Origin of the sequence: Yersinia frederiksenii ATCC 33641 (genome assembly GCF_000754805.1) — a bacterium.
GTDB classification, from domain to species: domain Bacteria; phylum Pseudomonadota; class Gammaproteobacteria; order Enterobacterales; family Enterobacteriaceae; genus Yersinia; species Yersinia frederiksenii.
Genome location: NZ_KN150731.1, coordinates 2,720,255 through 2,743,435, shown reverse-complemented (window position 1 = coordinate 2,743,435; position 23,181 = coordinate 2,720,255). Strand labels below are relative to the sequence as shown.

The window sequence follows — 23,181 nt, the reverse complement described above, 5'->3', positions numbered from 1 at the left end:
ATAGTTACCTATTCAAAATTTTAGTTCTGATTGAGATAAATTCAGACTTTTTTCTATAGTTGCAATTGGCTCTGAACGAAGTAATAGATATATACGTAATATATACTCACCTATTATTCCTAGCAAAAATGAATTAAGTCCAATACCAAATAATACAAGGATATGAATACTGGCAAGCCCACGGGGTAGCTCAGGATGAAATAAACGTAGGACTATATAATAAAGAGCACCTAGTAAGCTGATAGCTAGGATAACAGATCCCAAAAATGATGCCGCACGAAGTGGAACAGTGGAATGATTAAATACTGCAGTTAACCCTAGGCGGATCAACTGTGATATATTAAATTTACTTTCTCCTGCTGTTCGCGCGTCTCGTTCATAGGCAATTCCTATTTGGTTAAAACCTAGGCCAGCAATCATTCCTCTTAAGTAAGGACTAGTCGTTTTTATTTTACATAAAGAATTAATGACTCTCCGGTCAACTAAACGAAAATCACCTACATCTCTTGGTATCGGATGTTCACTAACTTTATCTATCATCCAATAGCCTAATTTACGAAAGCTATTGATCATCCATCCTTCAGGCCGTTTTTTTCTAATGCCATAAACTACGTGATAGCCCTTTTGCCATAATTCGAAAAATGACTCGAGCATTTCTGGTGGATCTTGTAAATCAGCATCAATTTGCATTACAGCATCACCTTTTGTGTGCATATAATTTGCAAGAATAGAGCGTTGGAATCCATAATTCTTGGAAAAACTGATTGCTTTTATACGTGGGTCTTTAGCTGCAAGTTCACTTAATATCACCCATGTTTGATCATCGGAATGATTATCCGAAAATACGAATTCCAAATCACATCTTTTGCTCATCTTCTCAGCAAGGCTACATAGTCTTGCATATAGTACCGGAAGGTTTTCTGCTTCATTAAGAACAGGTATAGAAATAGAAACTAGTGGTTTTCTATGATTTAAATTATATTTTTCCTCTGTCATACTAACAAATCCCTATTTAGTAAACATTTTTTCAAATAGAATAAAATATTTGGAAGCGTTTCTCTAAATTCAACCTCATCTAACTCAATTGGCCGATGGGATATAATATGATAATTATCATATTTAGGCTCTGGATAAGCGCCAATAGATAATAACTCTTCCGAGAAAAGTTTTTCAAAAACATAGCTGGCAATATCTTTTAACTTTACTGGTTTTCCATGATTGAGATTAAAAATCCCATGGATTTTTTTATTTATCAAAGTATGAATTGCTGCTACATCATCGTCAATATGATGATATTCTCTTAGTTGGTTTCCTGAGGACATCTTAAAAATAGATCTATTCTTTAAAGCACTATAAAGTTGACCAAGGAACATAGAAGGACTTGGTAAGCCATTGCCATATAATGTATGTATCCTAATGTGTAGTGTATTTACATCAGATAATTCCGATATAAAATTACTGAGCATGGATTTACTCTCTATATATGCATTCTTAGTAGACACTAGCTCTTCCATTATAGTTCCGAAAGTAACAACTTTTAGTCCTAAATGAGATGTTGCCTCAATAATATTCTTTGGCAGTAAATAATTAACATTCAAATGTGCTTCTTGTGCTAGTTTTGGATCAAGTATTCCCGCCGTTATGAAAATGAGAGACCCAGGTTTGGTTCTAGCCTCAAAATAGCGTGATATATCATCTTGACAAGCGATATTCCACCAGTTCGCATATATACTGCGATCTAGCGAAGTAATATCTTCTGGTAGATAAGATTTACAAATAGCATTACCTAGTCGACCACGACCGCCTATTACAAAATTCATTCTTTGATGCCCTCTCGCCACGCATTTATTTGCTTAAGAGTTATTTCTTTGGCACTAGTAGGGTTATTATAATAATCGCGATACCAGGTTGATGTTTCTTTTACAACACGTTCGGTATCCCATACGGGGCACCACCCAAGTACGTTGCGGGCAAGTGAACTGTCTAGTGCTAAACTACCAGCTTCATGTAGTGGATTATCCATATAATTTAAGGATGGACGTTCCCAATTTGAACTCATGAGTTCTAGCACATCACGTACTGAGTATTGTTTTGAGTCTTGTGGTCCTAAATTCCAGGCTCTTGCATAGTGCGCAGGTTTGTCGGAAATTAAACCTGACATAAGAAGAAGATAGCTATGAACAAGAGCAAGTACGTGTTGCCAAGGTCTCGTTGCTTCAGGATAACGTAGTGTTAATGAGCTATTTTCAACAATAGCTCGAGCAAAGTCAGGGATAAGTCGGTCCTCAGACCAGTCTCCGCCACCTATAATATTCCCCCCTCTGGCAATCGCGATAGCAGGGCCTTTACCTTCAGAGAACGGGTATGAAGCAGCAAAACTTTGGATGATCATTTCAGCAGCTGCTTTGGAGGCGCTATAGGGATCTTTCCCTCCAAGTGGATCATTTTCACGATACGGCCAAGGCCATTCATTATTTTTATATACTTTATCTGTAGTAATACATAAAACACCCTTAACACTTTTTACCGTGCGTGCTGCTTCCAGAATGTGTGCAGTACCTTGTGCATTCGTCAAAAATGTTGAGACGGGTTCTCTATAGGACCGACGAACCAGAGGTTGTGCCGCAAGGTGAAGAATTAATTCTGGCTTAAAGGTTTCGATCGCTTTGAAGACTTCGTCATAATGGCAAATATCTCCAAGTGTTGTTGGGATATCTTCAATTAAATCAAGACTGTCAAACAATGCAGGAGAAGTATTTGGCGGAAGAGAGAAACCAGCAACATTTGCACCAATTGATTTTAGCCAAAGGCAGGCCCACCCACCAGTAAAACCAGTATGACCAGTGACCAATACTTTTTTACCAATGAGTGGTTTTTCGAATTTTAGCTCGGTAAGCATAGTTTTTTCTATTATTGATTGATAGTTATAAGTTTAATTAAGAAGAGTACATTTTATATAATAGTATCATAAACATCAAATCCGATTAATGGATTCAGAGTAATATAACTGGTAAAACTTATCGTTCAAAACACAAGTAGTTGCTGAATGTATTGTTAACGAAAAAAATTACCCTTTTGCTATATTATTTCAAGTTTTACTCTTAAGTTAACTGCTTTTCTTTTAAATGATCGGTAACGTAATGTATTATAATATTTTTATTGAAATTTAGAGTGCACAGGGCATGAAATCCTTATACCTAAATGACGATAGATGGTGATAAACTAACCTCAATTGTGAAAAATTAAATGCATACGGAGTAACGGCCCATGTCTGCCATAACCATTAAGCGGTGGATTAAACGGATTGTTCTGGTTTTGGTGGTAATGTCCGTTACCATATTGGCGATACGAATTTACGACACACAGCGTGGCCCGAAGCTTGAGCTTTGGCATACGTTTGTTCCTCACGACATGCGCGCTGCTGAAATTGATAAATCCAATTGGGCAGAATACATCAAAGCTGAAAATAATCTTTTTGATGAGGTGCGGATTAATGTTACCGAGAAACTGGAGCCAAGAACCCAAGTTCCGTTAAATCGTTATTATTCTGGTAGTGCGATTTATCCACCTCATTTTAAAAATGATTGGAACCGTTCTTATATTCTGCAACCCGAAGGGAAACCTAAAGGAGCGGTCGTATTACTGCATGGCTTAACTGATACCCCTTACAGCCTGCGCCATATTGCAGAGAACTATCGTCAACATGGTTATGTTGCCGTTGGTATTCGTTTACCTGCTCATGGCACTGTGCCAGCTGGCCTGACCGATGTTGAGTGGCAAGACTGGCTTGCGGCAACGCGCTTGGCAGTGCGCGAAGCCAAAGCACTGAGTGGCCCGGATTTACCCTTGCATGTCGTTGGTTTTTCTAATGGCGGCGCACTGGCAATGAAGTACACGTTGGACTCAATGGATGATCCGACCCTAGCAAAACCAGCGCGGGTTATATTGATCTCCCCAATGATTGGTGTAACAAGCTTCGCACGTTTTGCAGGTATTGCCGGCTGGCCAGCTATTTTCCCTGCCTTTGCCAAAGCGGCCTGGTTGGGGATAGTGCCAGAGTTTAATCCTTTCAAATACAATTCGTTCCCAGTTAATGCTGCTCGCCAGTCTTATTTACTGACTTCTGTATTGCAACAGCAAATTGCGCGCGATGCCAGAAACAATAAGATGGACGAGCTGCCGCCGATTCTGACCTTCCAGTCATTAATGGACTCAACAGTCAGTACCCGAGCAGTAGTCACTGCGCTTTATAACCACTTGCCGAAAAATGGCAGCGAAGTGGTACTGTTCGACTTGAACCGTGCGGCCAGCTTCGGTCCATTATTGAGAACCTCTTCTTATACCGCTTTGGCGCGTTTGTTGCCGCCACCGCCACGTAATTACAGCACCACTGTGATTACCAATATTTCGCCACAAAGTAATGAAACTGTCGCGTTGACGACTCTGGCGGGTGAAACTAACGAGACGTCAGTACCGACTGGGCTGATTTATCCGCCAGATATCTTCTCGTTATCTCATGTGGCATTGCCATTCCCAATGAGTGATTCGCTGTATGGTCGTTATCCAGAGCCACGTGACCAATACGGTATCAGTCTGGGGACGTTTGCAGCTCGTGGTGAACGTGCAGTCCTGGTGGTTGGATTAGATTCACTGATGAGAATTTCATCAAACCCATTCTATCCGTATATGTTGCAGCGCATAGACGACAAGATAGATACACTGGCTAAATAAAATTGTTTCTGAAGCCCCCAAATTGGGGGCTTTTTTATAGCCTGCATTTTATGATGAGTTCCTCATAAAAACACGCTTGCTATTATATAGCGCACTATCTATATTGAGTGTATTGACCCACAACACTGAGAGTTTCAGGTGAAAAATCCGTTATTGCTGGACCAGCAGATGTGCTTTGCACTGTATTCAGCCAATCTGGCCTTGCATAAGGTTTACCGTAAGCTGCTGAATCAGTTAGGCCTAACCTATCCGCAATATCTGGTCATGTTGGTGTTATGGGAAGGGGATGAATTAACGGTTTCTGATATTGGTCAGCGGCTGTTTCTGGATTCCGCCACATTGACGCCCTTGCTAAAACGTATGGAAAATGCAGGTTTATTAATTCGCTCTCGCGCCGTGGATGATGAACGTCAGGTCATCATTCGTCTGACTGAGCAGGGCAGAAACTTACGTGAACAGGCAGAGTCAATTCCTGAGGCAATTATGTGTGCAAGCGAGTGCGATATTGAGCAGTTAGTGAATATTAAACAACAACTTGAATCCTTGCGTGGCAAGCTACTACAGCATGGTTAAAGATTATTGATTAGTTGAATGATGTAGCTGAGCTGGATAGAAATAACCGTTACCAACCCCCGATGTATTACTTGGGCTGAAGAGGCTAAGTATGGGATATGTTCTACACTTATTAGTATGCAACTAATTAAGTAGCGCACGATTTAATCGTAAGTTATTTAACTGATTGTATCCTAAGCCTATACCCCGATATGCAGGGTATATTCATGTTTAATGACCCTTAAAGGAAAGCACTATGTCTATTGAAAAAGTCGTATACCGTGCCAAAGCTAAAGCGACTGGTGGCCGCGATGGTCGGGCAACATCCTCTGATGGCGTGCTGGATGTGAAATTGGGCGTTCCTAAAGAAATGGGGGGCGCAGGTGGCGCGGTGACTAACCCAGAGCAACTGTTTGCTGCCGGTTACTCTGCCTGCTTCCTTGGGGCGCTGAAGTTTGTGGCATCAAAGGAAAAGATAAAAGTGCCTGATGATGCCAGCATCGAGGGTACTGTTGGTATCGGTGCGATCCCAACAGGTTTCGGCATAGAAGTTCAGTTGGATATCAGCTTGCCGGGAATTGAACGCAGCGTAGCAGAAGATTTAGTGAAAAAAGCACATATTGTCTGCCCGTACTCAAATGCCACACGTGGCAATATCGACGTCACCTTGAATATTAAGTAATTCAATCATTCATCTCAGAATTGCATGATAATTTTCTCATGTAATTCTGAGTGTTACGCGATCTTCTTACCCCTCCTTATGCACAGTTTTCAACTCAATAAACGGATGTATACTCCCTGTCTGCAGCGCGGGCTCGCGGATTTTCACACTAATAATGGTTAAGATAATTCTTGTAACTAAAATCAATAGCGCGCTTATCTTTTCTGCACTGAACCTGAGGAGGGGTTTACTGTCTGATTGATTCAAGCCGCAAATAGTGTCTTTGGAGACCTTGCGTAATATGGACAGAGTTAAATCTTTATCACAGCAAAGTATCTCTTTGTTGTTGGCAGTTTATATTGGTATTTTCCTGAATATCTCTGTCTTTTATCGTCGTTTTGACACTTTTAGCCAAGGTATTCAAGGCATAAAAGTTGTGTCAGCTATCACTGAAATGATGGCCATTATCCTGTTTACCTTTTTTGTCATGCGGGTTATCTCCCTCGGTGGGCGATGGTTTTACCGTGTGGTAGCAACCCTGCTGGTACTAATTTCGGTCGCCGCCAGTTATTACATGACTTTTTTCAATGTCGTGATTGGTTATGGCATCGTTATTTCCGTATTGACTACGGATACTGACCTCTCTAAAGAGGTCATTGGGCTCCATTTTGTCATTTGGATGGTGCTGGTCAGCGCATTGCCTCTGCTGCTTATTTGGAAGAATACCTTGCGTTTAACTCTGTTGGAGCAACTGCGCACACCGGGCCAACGTATTAAACCTATCTTACTGATGCTGGTTGCTGTTGCGTTGGTTTGGTTACCTATTCGTTATCTGGATAAAGTACAGGATGCCGATGAGCAACTAAAAACGGTGGATTTACCCAGTTATGGTGGTGTCGTTGCTCACTCCTATTTGCCTTCTAACTGGTTGGCTGCATTAGGTTTATATGCTTATACCCAATACGATGAGCAGTATGATGCCGCCACACTGTACAACCCTGCGGAGCACCACACTTATGTTGCACCTGCTGGTATTGATGACACCTATGTTGTGTTTATCATTGGTGAAACAACTCGCTGGGACCATATGGGGTTGCTGGGATATCCACGCGATACCACCCCCCGTTTGAGTAAAGAGAAGAACTTAGTCGCTTTCCGTGGCACATCCTGTGATACCTCGACCAAACTATCGTTGCGCTGTATGTTTGTGCGAGAAGGGGGCACGGAAGATAACCCTCAGCGCACACTAAAAGAGCAAAATGTATTTGCGGTGATGAAGTCGTTGGGTTTTACCTCCGAGTTGTTCGCGATGCAGAGTGAGATGTGGTTCTACAATAATGCGAACACCAATAACTATTCATTCCGAGAATTAATTGCCTCCGAGAAGCGCAACGATTATAAGCCGGTAGATGACATGCTGTTAGTGGATGAATTGAAAGAGTCACTGGCGCGTTATCCTGAGGGTAAGCATCTGGTGGTGCTTCATACCAAAGGCTCACATTATCTTTACTCCCAACGCTATCCCCGCAGCTATGCTCGCTACCAACCTGAATGTATGGGGGTGGATGATTTTTGTAGCAAACAGCAACTGGTCAATGCTTTTGATAATAGCGTGCTGTACACCGATTCATTTATCGCCAATGTGATTGACCAAATGCGGGATAAGAAAGCTCTGGTGTTCTATGCCGCAGACCATGGGGAATCTATTGACGATAACTCTCACTTCCACGGAACCCCACGAGAAATGGCACCGCCGGAGCAGTTTAGAGTGCCATTGATGGTTTGGGCATCAGATAAATTTCTGGCACAACCGGAACATCTTACGGCTTTTGAACAACTCCAGGCAGAGCAGCGTGTCGGCAAAACTCACCGCCAGGTTGAACTGTTTGACTCAATTCTGGGCTGCTTAGGTTATACCTCTCCGGATGGTGGGATTAACGCAGAGAATAATTGGTGTCGGGCCCCCAACCGGCATGTTCAGCCTGCAATATAGCTCATTGATATAGGTAACATCTGATATGGCGTGAATCTTGATACCAATTCACATTGCAATTATAAGGTTGCGGTATACTTCAGTTCATATCCCTTCCCGGCTGGAGTCTTCCATGACTTACCGTGTTGCCTTTATTGATGATCATGACATTGTGCGCTCCGGTTTTGCTCAACTTCTTTCCCTGGAAGATGATATTCAGGTAGTTGGAGAATTCAGTTCGGCAAAACAGGCGCGCGCCGGATTGCCGGGCTTACAGGTGAATATCTGTATTTGTGATGTTTCTATGCCTGATGAAAGTGGCTTGGATTTATTGAAAGATCTCCCGTCAGGGATGGGCGTCATTATGTTGTCGATGCACGATAGCCCAGCTTTAGTAGAGATGGCCTTAGAGCGCGGAGCGCGGGGCTTTCTCACCAAACGTTGTAAACCGGAAGATTTGGTTTCTGCTGTCCGAACGGTGGGCAGTGGGGGGGTATATCTAATGCCCGAAATTGCCCAAAAACTTGCCCGCGTTGCTGTCGACCCTTTGACCCGCCGTGAGCGTGAGGTTGCGGTATTATTGGCGCAAGGTAGGGAAGTGCGCGAGATTGCCGAGTTACTCGGTCTGTCACCCAAAACCGTCCATGTCCATCGCGCTAACTTATTTTCCAAACTAGGTGTTAACAATAACGTTGAACTGGCGAAGCAGGTGCTGAACCTATGATGCAGCGGTTGGTCATGGTGTTGGCATTATTCTTTATCTATACCACTGCGGCTTTTTGTTTATGGTCAGTCGGCACTCAACTTGTTGACCGCCCCTTGCAGGCATTGCTGTTGTTCCCTTTCGGCTTGCGTATTGGGATTTTATTACAAAGTCCCCGTCAGTACTGGCCGGGAATTTTGCTCGGTGATGCCTTGCTATGGTGGCTATTGACTGACCAGTTTGGTTATGTGGATCTGCTGTGGTGTGCTATCCCACTGCTGTTGGCGACGACGTTACTGGCATTTTTTGCCTCCCCATGGTTATTACGTCATCAGAAAAATCAAAGTGAATGGCAATGGCCATTAATGCAAGGTGCAGTGATTGTTGGTGCTGCATTGATACAGGCGTTGGGATGGCAAATTGCCAGTGACCAAGGGGCAATGGCGCTATTGCTGGGGCTGGTCGGTGGGTTCACAATTGCGCCGACCTGCCTGTTATTGTGGCACTACCTGGCGCGCCAGATTTGGTTACCTTTAGAGCCAGGGCTAATTCATAAGCCCATTAATCTACGTTTGCACCATATCATGTGGTATCTGTTGCTATTCGCCCTGAGCATCTGGCTACAGAATCAAGTCACCGAATCAGATTTGTACCTGGTTGCCCCATTCTGTTTGGCAATCCCGATAGTCTTCATGGCTTACCGATATGGTTGGCAGGGGGCATCTGTCGCGACATTACTGAATGGTGTGGTGTTATTGATTAATACCCCTTTGCAATTAGACTCTCACCGCGACTTGCTGCTGTCATTGTTAGCGCAAAGCCTGACGGGGTTATTACTGGGTGCCGGAATTCAGCGGCAACGGGAATTGAATCAGCAATTGCAAATACGGCTGAATGAAAATCGCGAATTAGCTAAAGCATTGGTGGTGGCAGAGGAACATGCCCGGCGTGATGTGGCGAGGGAATTGCATGATGAGGTCGGGCAGACGGTGACAGTTATCCGCACTCAGGCCAGTGTTATTAAGCGCTTAACCACACAGCAGCCGGTGTTAACCAGTGCGGAAATGATAGAGACACAGGCATTGCGGGTCTATGACGGCGTCCATGATGTGTTAGCTAAATTATGGCCTGCAGCATTAAATAACTTACCGCTGTCGGCGGCCATAGCGGCACTGATGCGTGAACTTATCCCTCAAGATCAATCTGTTGTTGGTGTGCTGCATTGGCAACTTGATGATAACCCTATCGATGAAACACTCAAAATAACGCTATACCGGATTTGTCAGGAGGGCGTGACCAATGCCTATCGTCATGGCGGTGCCAGTCGGATTGAGATTAATGCGACGCAGGATAGTCAGCAGATATATCTGACGATTCGTGATAATGGAAAAGGTATCGATTTGGCCACATTGACGCCAGGCTATGGGTTGCGTGGCATGCAATCGCGGGTGAGTGCGCTGGGGGGGAACTTCAGCTTGAATGTGGATCAGGGAACTTGCTTAAATGTGACCTTACCCACAGTTTCCTAACTCATTGATGGAAACTAAGAAATATTCTCGTATGCAGTGAGAATTTCCCTAATTAGTTTCGTTCCTGTGCGCATCATGATGATTACACTTGTAAAATATCCTAAGGTTTAACATGTGGTCTTTCCTCAAAAGTCGCGATAGCGAAGTGATGGTAACGAATCAAGAGCAGATTGATTCATCCTATAAATATTGGCGCATTCAATTAATGTGGACGATGTACATCGGCTACGCTGCTTTTTATTTCACCCGTAAAAGCTTTAACTTCATTATGCCAGCGATGCTCAGCGACTTGGGCCTGACGATGTCAGATGTTGGGATTTTAGGTACGATGTTTTATATCACTTATGGGTGTTCAAAATTTATTTCGGGGATGATTAGCGACCGCTCGAATCCACGTTATTTTATGGGTATTGGTCTGGTCATGACCGGGGTTATCAATATTCTGTTTGGTATGAGTTCCTCACTGTTGGTGTTCGGTACCTTGTGGATCCTCAATGCTTTCTTCCAAGGCTGGGGTTGGCCACCCTGTTCAAAAATACTCACTAGTTGGTATTCTCGCTCTGAACGCGGCAGTTGGTGGGCTATCTGGAATACGTCACATAACTTTGGCGGCGCGTTGATTCCATTATTAGTCGGCTTTATTTCTCTGCACTTTAGCTGGCGTTACGGCATGATTATCCCTGGTATTATTGGCGTGATAATTGGTTTACTGATGTGTTGGCGTCTGCGGGATAAGCCTAGCACCATGGGGCTGCCAAGTGTGGGTAAGTGGCGCAATGATGCCATGGAACTGGTGCAGGAGTCTGAAGGTCAGGGGTTATCGAATAAAGAGATTGTGAAGCGCTATGTGTTAACCAATAAGTATATCTGGTTGCTGGCGGTATCTTATGTCCTGGTTTATATCGTTCGCACGGCGATTAATGACTGGGGTAATCTCTATCTGACCCAAGAGAAAGGCTATTCATTAATGACCGCCAACTCTGCCATTTCACTATTTGAAGTGGGTGGATTTATCGGCTCTCTGGTTGCGGGTTGGGGTTCTGATAAGTGGTTCCGTGGTAATCGTGGCCCAATGAACTTGATATTCGCCATCGGTATTTTCCTTTCTGTCGCATCACTGTGGGTGATGCCTGGTATCAACTTTGTATTGCAGGCGGGTTGCTTTTTTGCCATCGGATTCTTTATTTTTGGACCTCAGATGCTGATTGGTATGGCTGCCGCGGAATGTTCACATAAGGACGCCGCTGGCGCTGCAACGGGCTTTGTTGGGCTGTTTGCTTACTTGGGTGCTGCTCTATCGGGTTACCCAATTGCCCGTGTGATGGAGGTTTGGCACTGGAATGGTTTCTTTGTGGTGATTTCGGTTGCGGCCTGTTTATCTGCCTTCTTCTTGCTGCCATTCCTGCGGGCGCAATCACCGCAACTGAAAAACGCCGAAGCTCAGGTATAGCTCGAATGATTCAGTTTTAACCTCTGGTGATGCTTTTAACAACAGTCACCAGCAGGTTGTTAAAAAGTGATTGACGGCCCAAATGTGTAGCAGTAAGATGCGGCCCAATTCGGCGAGTAGCGCAGCTTGGTAGCGCAACTGGTTTGGGACCAGTGGGTCGGAGGTTCGAATCCTCTCTCGCCGACCAAATTTAAGAACCCTGACGGAAACGTCAGGGTTTTTTTGTGCTCTTTTTTCTCAACAGCCTCAAATGGCAATTAATTTAACCTCATTTTTTCTCAATTCCAGGCTATAAACTATCTTTTTTTATAATGAACTGTTTTTATCTTATATATATTACTAATTTTAAAATCTATATTTATCTCTCTTATAATATATTTTATATACTTTGTTATATTGACTTTTTTTCATGAAAAACCGCTAATTAATCGTCGATTTTAAACGACAATATACAAAATATTATAATCGAACTAATTAATATCTAAGGTAATTATATGAATTTAATTCATGAAAATAAAAACAGAAAGTTATCAATACTGCCACTCTCCATTCTACTGTCACTATGTGGTGTTTCCACCTCGTTATCAGCTAATGTTATTGCTGATAACGAAGCACCAAGTCATCAACAAGCCGATATAAAAACAGAAGTACATCTTCCGGATAACCCGACACCTTGTCGAAATGCATGGGGTTGTGGAAAAACAACAACGGTAAATATTCAATCACCAGACAAAAATGGGTTATCACATAACAAATATACCCAATTTGATGCCGGTCACTATAATGACGTGATTATTATAAATAATGCTTTGTCCAATGAAATTGATGGTAATAGGAATCTGGAAAGCATGGCGGCAAAGATCATTTTAAATGAAGTTCGCTCTCCTTACTCAAGTACATTTGCTGGGGAAGTGAAACTGGCTGGGCAAAATGCCCATGTTATTATCGCTAATCCATCAGGTATTAATTGTTATGGATGTTCATTTACTGATATTCCTCATCTAACGCTGACTACAGGTAAAGCGTCGTTTAGTGAAAATAAATTGAGTGGTTTTAGAGTCGTAGAGGGGGAAATAAATATTCATAAGGGAGGAAAACGTAAAGGACTTCAGCATAAGGGAAAGGGTTCAGACATTGCCTATCTTGATTTATTCTCTGAAAAACTAAATGTGACAGGTCATTTGGGTGCCGTTGGTAAGGTGGGTGAAGTAGGGGCTGATGATGTTATGGTGGTTGCAGGGAAATATCGTATAGATTTGGCGGCTCCAGGACAAAAACTCAATATAAAGCCATTATCATCCCATTTAAGTCGGCCAGATTATTTCGACAGTGTTGATGTTGGTAAAATGGGAGGAATGTATGCTAATAAAATACGTATTGTTGCTGAGGGTAATATAAAAAACTCTAATGACATTGTGGTATTAGATTCGCTTCTGGCTATCACTCATGGAAATATTAATAATAATGGGCTTGTTTTAGGCAAAGACGTGTATTTGCATGGTGGTGGTGTAATCGATAATAGTAATGGGAGGGTAATTGGCGAGGACGGAGATAAAGAATCGATTGTTACTGTCAGTACCGGAAGGTTGATTAATGATGGCGGGGATATATCTGCAGACAGTGGTGATGTTAAAGTGTTTGTTAAAAAAGTTGAGGTGGCGAATCAAAATAATAACCCATTCAAGAGAGCAGATAAAGAAGAAATATAAGTTTAGCTTTTAATAATTGAATGCATAGCTATTAAACAATTAGCCACATTTGTGGCTAATTGTTTTGATGATTATTTAAATAAAATGGAGTTTATATAATGAAGCTGATAGCCGTCAGTGAGGGTGTTGCAAATGATTATAATAAAAAACCGATAACAACACTCTTATTACCTTTATGGGTTTTCATATTTTCGTTCCCTTTTATCACTTATGCTAAAACTGACTCAACTCAAGCTATTATTTTAGAACAACAGCAACGAGAGTTAAAAAATAGCCTTACACCACCATTATCACATGCTCAAATGAAGAGTGAATCGGCGGCACTGGAAGGAAGTACTTTTTCCTCAGATGAAATTTCCTGCCTGGTCATTGACCGCGTTGAGTTGCTTAATATGAGTGCCTTTCCCAATGCCGCACGGTTAGTGCAATGGGCAAAACAAGCTCAGGGACAATGCTTGGGTGAGAAAGGGCTATCGGCATTGCAGGATAGTCTTCAGTGGCAATTGGTCGATGACGGTTATATCACTTCACAAGTGACTTTCACGGAAGAAAGTTATGCTGAGGGGGTGTTATCTCTGACCTTAATCCCTGGCAGAGTGAGCGGTATTAAGCACCATGAAAATAGTGATAGTTATGCACAGCTTAATACACTATTCCCGAACAGGATTGGTGAGTTGGCAAATTTGCGCGATATTGAACAAGGGCTGGAAAACCTGCAACGTTTACCCTCAGTGGATGCCACCATGGAAATTCAATTAAATCGGGAGGATTTAACCAGTCAAATAGTGGTGAATCGGCAGCAATCTCGTTTCTGGCGTCTCAATACTTTTTTTGATAATGCGGGCCATGATGCTGTCGGTCGTTATCGTGCTGGGGCGACGTTATTTCTTGATAATCCATTCTCGCTAAGTGATATGGCTTATTTTTCCGCTAGTCGGGAGTTAGATAATCATCATGACAAGGGTAACAGTAATCTTGTCCTACATTACTCAGTCCCTTTTGGAAACTGGCTGTGGAGTGTGACGGGCAGTAGGGGCACTTACTACCAAACGTTGCTAATAGCTGATACTGCCTTTGAATATCGTACATATTGGCAATCACTGGAAATGCAAATTCAGCGACTACTCATGCGAGGTTATAACTATAAAACCGTGGGTTACACGGGCGCATTAATTCGTAAGTCCAATCGTTTTTTTGCTGATATTGAACTAGATATTCAACGACAGGATACCGTTGATTGGCAACTCGGTTTACGACATCTTCATTATACCGGCTGGGCCACGATAACCGGGGGAATTAATTATCGGCAAGGAACTCAATGGCTTGGTGCGGACTCTTCGACAGCCGGAGCCGCATCTCCAGTAGCCAAACTGGTTAATGTCACGGCGGCGCTGGACATTCCTTTTATGCTGGGTGAGCAGCGGTTTCATTTTCAACCGGAATTTAGCCATCAATACTCACATTCCAATCTTAAGATGCAAGATAAGTTTTCTATCGGAGGGCGCAGCTCAGTACGCGGTTTCTCAACCGACAATGTGCTAGTTGGCTCACAAGGGTGGTTTTTAAAAAATGATATTGTGTGGGTAAATCAACATATTGGCAGCCAAATCTATCTAGGTGTGGATTATGGTGAGGTAAGCGAGAAAGGTGACCAATTCTTGCTAGGGGACTCTTTGGTTGGTGCTGTTACAGGCATTCGCGGCAGTTATCATCGATTTGGTTATGACTTGAATATTGGTATTCCACTCTATAAACCTGCTAATTTTCATACGGATTCCGCAGTTTTTGGCTTTATGATTAATTGGCAATACTAGCTAAAGTTCCTTATATAATTTGGGTTTATCATAATTAATATATATATATTGTATTTTTAAGCTTGTAGTTATTAACCAATTATTTGAATATGCAACTTACTACAATTATATTTTTATAAAAGCAGTGGGGGCAAAGTGATGGTCTTGTACTGCCATGTGGTTGCAAAATATAATATTATTTACAAATCATGTTTGATTATCCATTTTTTATTAACGATTACCAGCTTTTGCTCATTTGCCAATGTTGTGGCTGACATGAAAGCACCTAAACATCAACAGCCAGAAATGCATCATTATATTGAAAGAAAAAAATTATGCATGACTCAAAATGCTCATTGTCAAGGTGCTATATTTACCACTATAAATATAGTAACTCCGAATGAAAAAGGACTTTCACATAATAAGTATGATGAGTTTAGTCTGGATTTAGGGCGCGGATATAATAAACTATTGTTTAACAACCTTGAGGTTGATAGCCCTAGTTTTGTTGGTAATCCTAATCTTGTCGATAAAATAGCAAAAGTTATTTTAAATGAAGTGACATCAAATAAGCCAAGTATATTACATGGGGAGTTGGCCGTTATTGGTTCTCAAGCCCATGTTATTATTGCTAACCCATCAGGGATTTATTGCAATAACTGCCAATTTAGTAATGCGACTAATGTCATATTAACCACGGGAAAACCAGTGGTTAATGCTGGTTTTTTAACGGGTTTTGAGGTTAATCAAGGTGCGATTAGAATTGGCCGAAGTGGGTTAAAATACAATAATGCCTCTGATACTTTTCTCAATTTATTTTCTGCCTCCCTCACTGTTGAGGGTGAAATAAGGGCTGAAGATATCATGACTGCAATAGGTAAAAATCATGTTGGTTTTACTGAGGTTAACGAAAAGGTTGATATTAAACCGATAGATAACGGCCTTTATAATAGTACTAATGTCGCCATTGATGTAACTCAGCTTGGTGGAATGTATGCTAATAAAATATTCCTTTATGCCAATAGCGGTGGTATCCAGAATAAAGGAATGATAGAGGCTGATATAGTGGCTAATCTAGTCTCAACGTCATTTATTAAAAACAATGGTGGAAGGATATATGCCCCGAAGTTAAAAATAAGAAGTTTAGGTGATGTTGATAATATCGATGGGAAGATTAAAAGTGAGCGGCAGAGTTTAGACTATAAAGTGAGTGAGCGGTTCGGTATTAGAATTTCAGGGCATAATGTTAATAACCGAGCTGGAAGTATCTATGCAAACAGCGGGTATACATCTATTGAAGCAAAGAAATTTTTTAATAATTGGGATGGGGTTGTTAAGTCCAATACGCTCTCTGGGCCTGCTGATATCAGAATAAAGGCTAAAACAATAACCAATGATTATGGTCAAATAGTGACATCTCAGAATATACAGATTGATACCTCTGAGTTAAAAAATAATAAAGGTAGAATTGTCAGTGCATTTAAAGACGTGGATCTGCATTATAAAAAATTAATCGGTGAGGAGGGGGTCATACACGCCGGTGTAGAGGTCAAGAGAACGATTAAACCCTAAGTCACCAATGCCCACAACCTTCATACTCAGTGCTGTAATAGTGACGTCATGCCGACAAGACTTACCGCTCTTACTGTTATGTTAAATGCTACGCACTGGTTTGGGGCACCAATATTGTGCACCGGCGGGAGCGTTATACCGGCTGTTGGCTATAATGTATTGCCGAGTGAATATTTCGCTTTTTTAGCAGCACGTAGCATGTACGTGATTCCGGTTGTATGTGACAACATTCACGTCACTTATCGGCTGCGACAACAGCATTTCCATCTATTTTCTGTCGATATTACAAAAAAATATGAACAGATAGACATCAATTCGCAACAAAGTTTTTTTGTTTGTCAGTGGATGTTGCAACTGCTTTATTTAATTTAGCCAGTTAATCTCTCTGGTTAATGGCTGATAGCATAAATTTTAATGCTGATAATGTTAACGGAAAGTTTTTTTTATGTTTGCATGCTGTTTCTCATTGTCTTGATAAATCCTTTCAGACCGTATTGACGTTGCCATCAACTGTTGCCAAATTGGTACCCTCAGGGGGAGTAATCGAGAGCAGTTTAGGTGATTTCACTCATTCAAAATTGTCGTCGCGATAAGATTTATCCGGCATCTCAATCCCGCATCCCTGCTATTAATGGGCAAAAACGGTACAGTCCGCGGACTAAAAAATTATAGGGCCTGGCCGTACACACAACACACATCACCATAATGGAGCACAAGCGATGACGATTTCCTTGGGAAAAACAGGGATACTGAAATTCGGTATTGGGCTGATTGCACTGACTGTCGCGGCCAGTGTACAAGCGAAAACATTGGTTTATTGTTCTGAAGGTTCTCCGGAAGGCTTCAACCCGCAGCTTTTCACCTCTGGCACGACATATGATGCAAGCTCGGTTCCTATCTACAACCGTCTGGTTGAATTTAAACTCGGGACGACTGAAATTGAACCGGGTCTGGCTGAGAAGTGGGAAATTAGTGAAGACGGCAAAGCCTACACTTTCCATCTGCGTAAAGGTGTGAAGTGGCAAGATAATAAAGACTTCAAACCCACCCGCGATTTCAATGCTGATGACGTGATTTATTCCTTCATGCGTCAGAAAGATGATAAACATCCGTACCATAAAGTGTCTGGCGGCAGCTATGAATACTTCCAAGGTATGGGTATGGGTGATTTGATCACCAATATTGTTAAAGTTGATGATAATACAGTTCGCTTCGAACTGGCTCGTCCTGAGTCGCCATTCCTGGCTGACCTGGCGATGGACTTCGCGTCAATTCTGTCTGCTGAATATGCTGACGGCATGCTGAAAGCGGGCACGCCAGAAAAAGTCGATTTGAACCCAATTGGTACCGGCCCGTTCCAGTTGCAGCAATATCAAAAAGATTCTCGCATCCTGTACAAAGCATTTGATGGTTACTGGGGCACCAAACCAAAAATTGATCGTCTGGTCTTCTCGATTACGCCAGATGCCTCTGTTCGTTATGCGAAATTGCAGAAAAATGAATGTCAGGTTATGCCATACCCTAACCCGGCTGACATTGCCCGCATGAAACAAGACAAAACCATCAATTTGATGGAGCAACCGGGCTTGAACGTCGGTTACCTCTCCTTCAACGTTGAGAAAAAACCGCTGGATAACGTGAAAGTTCGCCAGGCGTTGACCATGGCAGTTAACAAAGAAGCGATTATCGATGCGGTTTATCAGGGCGCTGGCCAGGCTGCCAAAAACCTGATCCCACCTACTATGTGGGGCTACAACGATGAGGTGAAAGATTACCCATATGACCCGGCTAAAGCGAAAGAGTTGCTGAAAGAAGCGGGTCTGCCAGATGGTTTCGCCATCGATCTGTGGGCCATGCCCGTTCAGCGCCCTTATAACCCAAATGCGCGTCGTATGGCTGAAATGATCCAGTCTGACTGGGCGAAAGTTGGCGTGAAAGCCAAAATTGTGACTTACGAGTGGGGCGAGTACCTCAAACGAGCTAAAGACGGCGAACATGAAACTGTGATGATGGGTTGGACCGGGGACAATGGGGACCCAGACAACTTCTTCGCCACGCTGTTCAGCTGTGATGCGGCTAAGCAAGGTTCTAACTACTCCAAATGGTGTTATAAGCCGTTTGAAGACGTGATCCAGCCAGCGCGTGCTGAGTCTGACCACGACAAACGTGTGGCTCTTTACAAACAAGCTCAGGTTGTTATGCATGATCAAGCGCCAGCGCTGATTGTTGCTCACTCAACCGTATACGAGCCAGTGCGTAAAGAAGTGAAAGGCTATGTTGTTGATCCGTTGGGTAAACACCATTTCGAGAACGTGTCCCTGGATTAATTTTAACCCAGTGAAATAGGGCCGGTGGGCGTGCATAGCATGTGCACCGGCTTCTTCATTTAGGTTAAGACAGATACAGATGTGAGCCATATAACCCAAAGTACGTGGAATTGCAGGTAGGCAGCAAGTGAATGAATGCTGCTAACACCCCTGCAACTTGACGTATGAAGGGGATAAGCTTGGTTGCCTACGAGCAACTCGGCATTCTACACAGAGAGTTCGGGATATGTTGCAGTTCATACTCCGACGTTTGGGGTTAGTTATCCCAACGTTTATCGGCATTACTTTGCTGACCTTTGCTTTTGTTCATATGATCCCGGGCGACCCGGTAACCATCATGGCCGGGGAACGCGGTATCTCCACCGAGCGTCATGCTCAAATCATGGCGGAAATGGGGCTAGATAAGCCTCTTTATCAACAATACTTCCATTATGTGAATGGCGTATTACATGGCGATCTCGGCATTTCGCTGAAAAGCCGTATTGCTGTCTGGGAAGAGTTTGTTCCCCGCTTTAAAGCGACACTGGAACTTGGAATCTGCGCGATGCTGTTTGCCATTGCGGTAGGTATTCCTGTCGGTGTGTTGGCGGCAGTCAAACGCGGTTCAATATTCGATCACACCGCCGTTGGGATCTCCCTGACCGGTTACTCGATGCCTATCTTCTGGTGGGGCATCATGCTTATCATGCTGGTTTCGGTGCAATGGAACCTTACCCCGGTTTCGGGGCGGGTCAGCGATACTGTTTTCCTTGATGACAGTCTGCCGTTAACCGGTTTTATGCTGATTGACACCCTTATCTGGGGTGAGCCCGGCGACTTTAAAGACGCCGTGATGCACATGATTTTGCCCGCCATTGTATTAGGTACCATTCCCCTTGCCGTTATCGTGCGTATGACTCGCTCCTCAATGCTGGAAGTGTTGGGTGAAGACTATATCCGTACCGCGCGAGCCAAAGGTTTGAGCCGGATGCGAGTGATTGTGGTTCATGCCCTGCGTAATGCTTTGCTACCGGTGGTCACGGTGATTGGCTTGCAAGTCGGCACCATGCTGGCAGGTGCCATTCTGACGGAAACCATTTTCTCCTGGCCAGGATTAGGCCGCTGGTTGATGGATGCATTGCAACGTCGAGATTACCCGGTGGTGCAGGGTGGGGTGTTGCTGGTCGCGATCATGATTATTTTAGTTAACTTGCTGGTAGATGTGCTTTATGGCGTAGTTAACCCGCGTATTCGTCACAAGAAATAAGGGGCGCGAAATGTCTCAACTTACTGAGTCTACAGTAAAAAATGCGCCGAAGCCGATGACTCCCTTGCAGGAGTTTTGGCACTATTTCAAGCGCAATAAAGGGGCTGTTATCGGCCTGTTTTACATCATTCTTATGCTGCTAATTGCCGCTGGCGCGACCTGGCTTGCCCCACACGGCCCGGCAGAGCAATTTCGCGACGCATTATTGAAACCGCCGGTCTGGGAAGAAGGCGGTAGCTGGAAGTTTATTCTCGGTACTGATGATGTGGGCCGCGATGTCTTGTCGCGCCTGATGTATGGCGCTCGCCTCTCACTGTTAGTGGGTTGTCTGGTGGTGGTGCTGTCGCTGGTCATGGGGGTCATTTTCGGCTTACTGGCTGGCTATTTTGGCGGCATCGTCGATGCCATCATTATGCGCGTTGTCGATATCATGCTGGCACTGCCAAGCTTGCTGCTGGCATTAGTGCTGGTGGCGGTATTCGGGCCTTCAATTGTAAATGCCTCGTTGGCGTTAACTTTTGTGGCCTTGCCGCACTACGTACGTTTGACACGGGCCGCGGTGCTGGTTGAGGTCAATCGTGACTATGTGACGGCCTCCAGAGTGGCCGGTGCGAGTTCGATGCGTCAGATGTTTATCAATATTTTGCCAAACTGCCTTGCGCCGTTAATCGTGCAGGCTTCTCTCGGCTTCTCTAACGCCATTCTGGATATGGCGGCTCTCGGTTTCCTCGGCATGGGTGCACAACCGCCAACACCAGAATGGGGCACCATGCTCTCTGATGTGTTGCAGTTCGCACAAAGCGCCTGGTGGGTCGTGACCTTCCCCGGTGTGGCGATTCTGCTGACGGTTCTGGCGTTTAACCTGATGGGGGACGGCCTGCGTGATGCTCTCGACCCCAAACTCAAGCAGTAACAGAGGTAGAGAGATGGCACTTTTAAATGTAGACAAATTGTCGGTGCACTTCGGCGACGAAGGCGCGCCGTTCAAAGCCGTAGATCGTATCAGTTACAGTATTGATCAAGGTCAGGTAGTTGGGATCGTTGGTGAATCGGGTTCCGGCAAATCAGTTAGTTCACTGGCAATCATGGGGCTAATTGATTATCCCGGCAAAGTGATGGCCGACAAGCTGGAGTTTAATGGTCGTGACCTGACGAAGATCTCGGAAAAAGAGCGGCGTCAACTGGTGGGGTCGGAAATTGCGATGATTTTCCAAGACCCGATGACCAGTCTTAATCCGTGTTACACCGTCGGCTTCCAGATCATGGAGGCACTGAAGGTGCATCAGGGGGGCAACCGCAAAACCCGTCATCAGCGCGCAGTCGATTTGCTGACCTTGGTAGGGATTCCTGATCCGGCCTCACGGCTGGATGTGTACCCACACCAACTGTCAGGCGGGATGAGCCAACGTGTCATGATCGCGATGGCCATTGCCTGTCGGCCGAAGTTGCTGATTGCCGATGAACCGACGACGGCTCTGGATGTGACTATTCAGGCGCAGATCATTGAATTGCTGCTGGAATTACAGCAGCGGGAAAATATGGCGCTATTGCTGATTACCCATGACTTGGCACTGGTTGCTGAGGCTGCTCATCATATTATTGTGATGTATGCCGGTCAGGTGGTTGAAACCGGTAAATCGTCAGAAATTTTCCGTGCGCCACGTCATCCATATACCCAGGCATTATTGCGGGCGCTACCGGAGTTTGCCCAGGATAAAGCGCGGTTGGCATCATTACCGGGTGTGGTTCCGGGCAAATATGACCGGCCTGAAGGTTGTCTGCTTAATCCACGTTGCCCATATGCTAATGAGAGGTGCCGCCGTGAAGAGCCAGAATTACTGGGGCCGGCGGGGCGTCAGGTTAAATGCCATACACCGCTCGATGATGCGGGGAGGCCGACCTTATGAGCCAATCAACTGAAATGAAAAATGAATCACAGGCATCAAAGCCTCTGTTGCAAGCCATCGATTTAAAGAAATATTACCCAGTTAAAAAAGGGTTCTTTGCACCGGAGCGCTTGGTTAAGGCGTTGGATGGGGTTTCGTTCACCTTGGAACGAGGCAAAACATTGGCGGTGGTTGGGGAGTCTGGCTGTGGTAAATCCACGTTGGGCCGTTTGCTGACCATGATAGAAATTCCGACCGGTGGCGAGCTTTACTACCAAGGTCAGGATTTGCTCAAGCCAGATGAAAGTGCTGAAAAGCTGCGACGTCAGAAAATCCAGATTGTGTTCCAGAACCCGTATGGTTCTTTGAATCCGCGTAAGAAAGTGGGGCAGATTCTGGAAGAACCACTACAAATCAATACCACGCTCAATCGCCAAGAACGTCGCGAAAAAACATTGGCGATGATGGCAAAGGTGGGTCTGAAAACTGAGCACTATGACCGCTATCCGCATATGTTCTCGGGCGGTCAGCGTCAGCGTATTGCTATTGCCCGAGGGTTGATGCTGAATCCTGATGTGGTGATTGCCGATGAACCTGTTTCGGCACTGGATGTATCTGTGCGGGCGCAGGTATTGAACCTGATGATGGATCTGCAGCAGGAATTGGGGCTGTCGTATGTCTTTATCTCCCATGATTTGTCCGTGGTTGAGCATATCGCTGACGAAGTGATGGTGATGTATCTAGGGCGTTGTGTTGAGAAAGGCAGTAAAGAGGCCATTTTTAATAATCCACGTCACCCTTATACTCAGGCGCTGTTATCGGCGACACCTCGTCTGAATCCGGATATGCGTCGTGAGCGTATTAAGTTGACGGGTGAATTACCTAGCCCAATGAACCCACCTCCTGGTTGTGCATTTAATGCCCGCTGTCGCCGGGCATTTGGGACTTGCACTCAGTTGCAACCGCAACTAAAGCAGTATGGTGAGCAAATGGTCGCCTGCTTTGCTGTTGATCAGGATGAAGCAGAGAAAACCAACTAAGGCTGCTATA

General features: G+C 44.2%; 18 protein-coding genes and 1 tRNA gene. 16 read left to right on the top strand and 3 right to left on the bottom strand.

Translation table 11 applies throughout. The features are described 5' to 3' along the window. Positions 1-12 precede the first annotated feature (12 nt). Genes DJ58_RS09610 through rfbG form a run of 3 tightly spaced genes read right to left on the bottom strand, consistent with a single transcriptional unit; the run spans position 13 to position 2,899 of the window. Positions 13-996, bottom strand: coding sequence for a glycosyltransferase family 2 protein (locus DJ58_RS09610; protein ID WP_032910549.1), 984 nt, complete (start codon positions 994-996; stop codon positions 13-15). Beyond that, positions 993-1,820 (bottom strand): NAD-dependent epimerase/dehydratase family protein, encoded by an 828-nt coding sequence (locus DJ58_RS09615; RefSeq protein ID WP_032910548.1) that lies wholly within the window; start codon positions 1,818-1,820, stop codon positions 993-995. The genes DJ58_RS09610 and DJ58_RS09615 overlap by 4 nt, the downstream gene beginning before the upstream one ends. Next, positions 1,817-2,899 carry a CDP-glucose 4,6-dehydratase gene (gene rfbG, locus DJ58_RS09620; RefSeq protein ID WP_004707208.1) on the bottom strand — a complete coding sequence of 361 codons (1,083 nt, stop codon included), beginning with the start codon at positions 2,897-2,899 and terminating at the stop codon, positions 1,817-1,819. The genes DJ58_RS09615 and rfbG overlap by 4 nt, the downstream gene beginning before the upstream one ends. Before the next feature lie 368 nt (positions 2,900-3,267). Here rfbG and DJ58_RS09625 point away from each other — a divergent pair, with 368 nt between their 5' ends. From DJ58_RS09625 to dppF, 16 genes are all read left to right on the top strand, one after another. After that, entirely contained in the window at positions 3,268-4,731 is a 1,464-nt protein-coding gene (locus tag DJ58_RS09625; protein ID WP_032910547.1) for an alpha/beta hydrolase, read from the top strand. 168 nt (positions 4,732-4,899) lie between these two features. Further along, entirely contained in the window at positions 4,900-5,304 is a 405-nt protein-coding gene (locus DJ58_RS09630; RefSeq protein ID WP_050413887.1) for a MarR family winged helix-turn-helix transcriptional regulator, read from the top strand. Positions 5,305-5,539: 235 nt separating this feature from the next. Next, entirely contained in the window at positions 5,540-5,965 is a 426-nt protein-coding gene (locus tag DJ58_RS09635; protein WP_004707205.1) for an organic hydroperoxide resistance protein, read from the top strand. Positions 5,966-6,245: 280 nt separating this feature from the next. After that, the gene (eptB, locus tag DJ58_RS09640) at positions 6,246-7,937 is read left to right on the top strand and encodes a kdo(2)-lipid A phosphoethanolamine 7''-transferase (RefSeq protein ID WP_004707204.1); all 1,692 of its coding nucleotides are present in this window, start codon (positions 6,246-6,248) and stop codon (positions 7,935-7,937) included. A 112-nt stretch (positions 7,938-8,049) separates the two neighbouring features. Next, entirely contained in the window at positions 8,050-8,640 is a 591-nt protein-coding gene (gene uhpA, locus DJ58_RS09645) for a response regulator transcription factor UhpA (RefSeq protein WP_032910546.1), read from the top strand. Further along, on the top strand, positions 8,637-10,148 hold the full coding sequence (gene uhpB / locus DJ58_RS09650) for a signal transduction histidine-protein kinase/phosphatase UhpB (protein ID WP_032910545.1): 1,512 nt from the start codon (positions 8,637-8,639) through the stop codon (positions 10,146-10,148). Before uhpA ends, uhpB begins: the two co-directional genes overlap by 4 nt. A gap of 112 nt (positions 10,149-10,260) precedes the next feature. Then, positions 10,261-11,598, top strand: a complete 1,338-nt coding sequence (gene uhpC, locus DJ58_RS09655; protein WP_004707202.1) for an MFS transporter — start codon at positions 10,261-10,263, stop codon at positions 11,596-11,598. Positions 11,599-11,708: 110 nt separating this feature from the next. Beyond that, positions 11,709-11,785, top strand: a tRNA-Pro gene (locus tag DJ58_RS09660). Positions 11,786-12,092: 307 nt separating this feature from the next. Continuing rightward, complete coding sequence (locus DJ58_RS09665) at positions 12,093-13,307, top strand: two-partner secretion domain-containing protein (protein WP_004707201.1); 1,215 nt, start codon at positions 12,093-12,095, stop codon at positions 13,305-13,307. A 98-nt stretch (positions 13,308-13,405) separates the two neighbouring features. Next, positions 13,406-15,121: a ShlB/FhaC/HecB family hemolysin secretion/activation protein gene (locus tag DJ58_RS09670; protein ID WP_004707200.1), complete on the top strand. Its 1,716-nt coding sequence runs from the start codon at positions 13,406-13,408 to the stop codon at positions 15,119-15,121. A gap of 138 nt (positions 15,122-15,259) precedes the next feature. Further along, positions 15,260-16,672 carry a two-partner secretion domain-containing protein gene (locus DJ58_RS09675; protein ID WP_050413883.1) on the top strand — a complete coding sequence of 471 codons (1,413 nt, stop codon included), beginning with the start codon at positions 15,260-15,262 and terminating at the stop codon, positions 16,670-16,672. A gap of 719 nt (positions 16,673-17,391) precedes the next feature. Beyond that, positions 17,392-18,999 (top strand): dipeptide ABC transporter periplasmic-binding protein DppA, encoded by a 1,608-nt coding sequence (gene dppA, locus DJ58_RS09680; RefSeq protein ID WP_004707197.1) that lies wholly within the window; start codon positions 17,392-17,394, stop codon positions 18,997-18,999. A 226-nt stretch (positions 19,000-19,225) separates the two neighbouring features. Further along, the gene (gene dppB, locus DJ58_RS09685; RefSeq protein WP_032819080.1) at positions 19,226-20,245 is read left to right on the top strand and encodes a dipeptide ABC transporter permease DppB; all 1,020 of its coding nucleotides are present in this window, start codon (positions 19,226-19,228) and stop codon (positions 20,243-20,245) included. A gap of 10 nt (positions 20,246-20,255) precedes the next feature. Continuing rightward, positions 20,256-21,158, top strand: a complete 903-nt coding sequence (gene dppC, locus DJ58_RS09690; RefSeq protein WP_004707196.1) for a dipeptide ABC transporter permease DppC — start codon at positions 20,256-20,258, stop codon at positions 21,156-21,158. 13 nt (positions 21,159-21,171) lie between these two features. Further along, a complete protein-coding gene (gene dppD, locus DJ58_RS09695) occupies positions 21,172-22,152 on the top strand; it encodes a dipeptide ABC transporter ATP-binding protein (RefSeq protein ID WP_032910544.1) in 981 nt (326 codons plus the stop codon). 14 nt (positions 22,153-22,166) lie between these two features. Next, positions 22,167-23,171, top strand: coding sequence for a dipeptide ABC transporter ATP-binding subunit DppF (dppF, locus tag DJ58_RS09700; RefSeq protein WP_004707194.1), 1,005 nt, complete (start codon positions 22,167-22,169; stop codon positions 23,169-23,171). Positions 23,172-23,181: the final 10 nt, after the last annotated feature.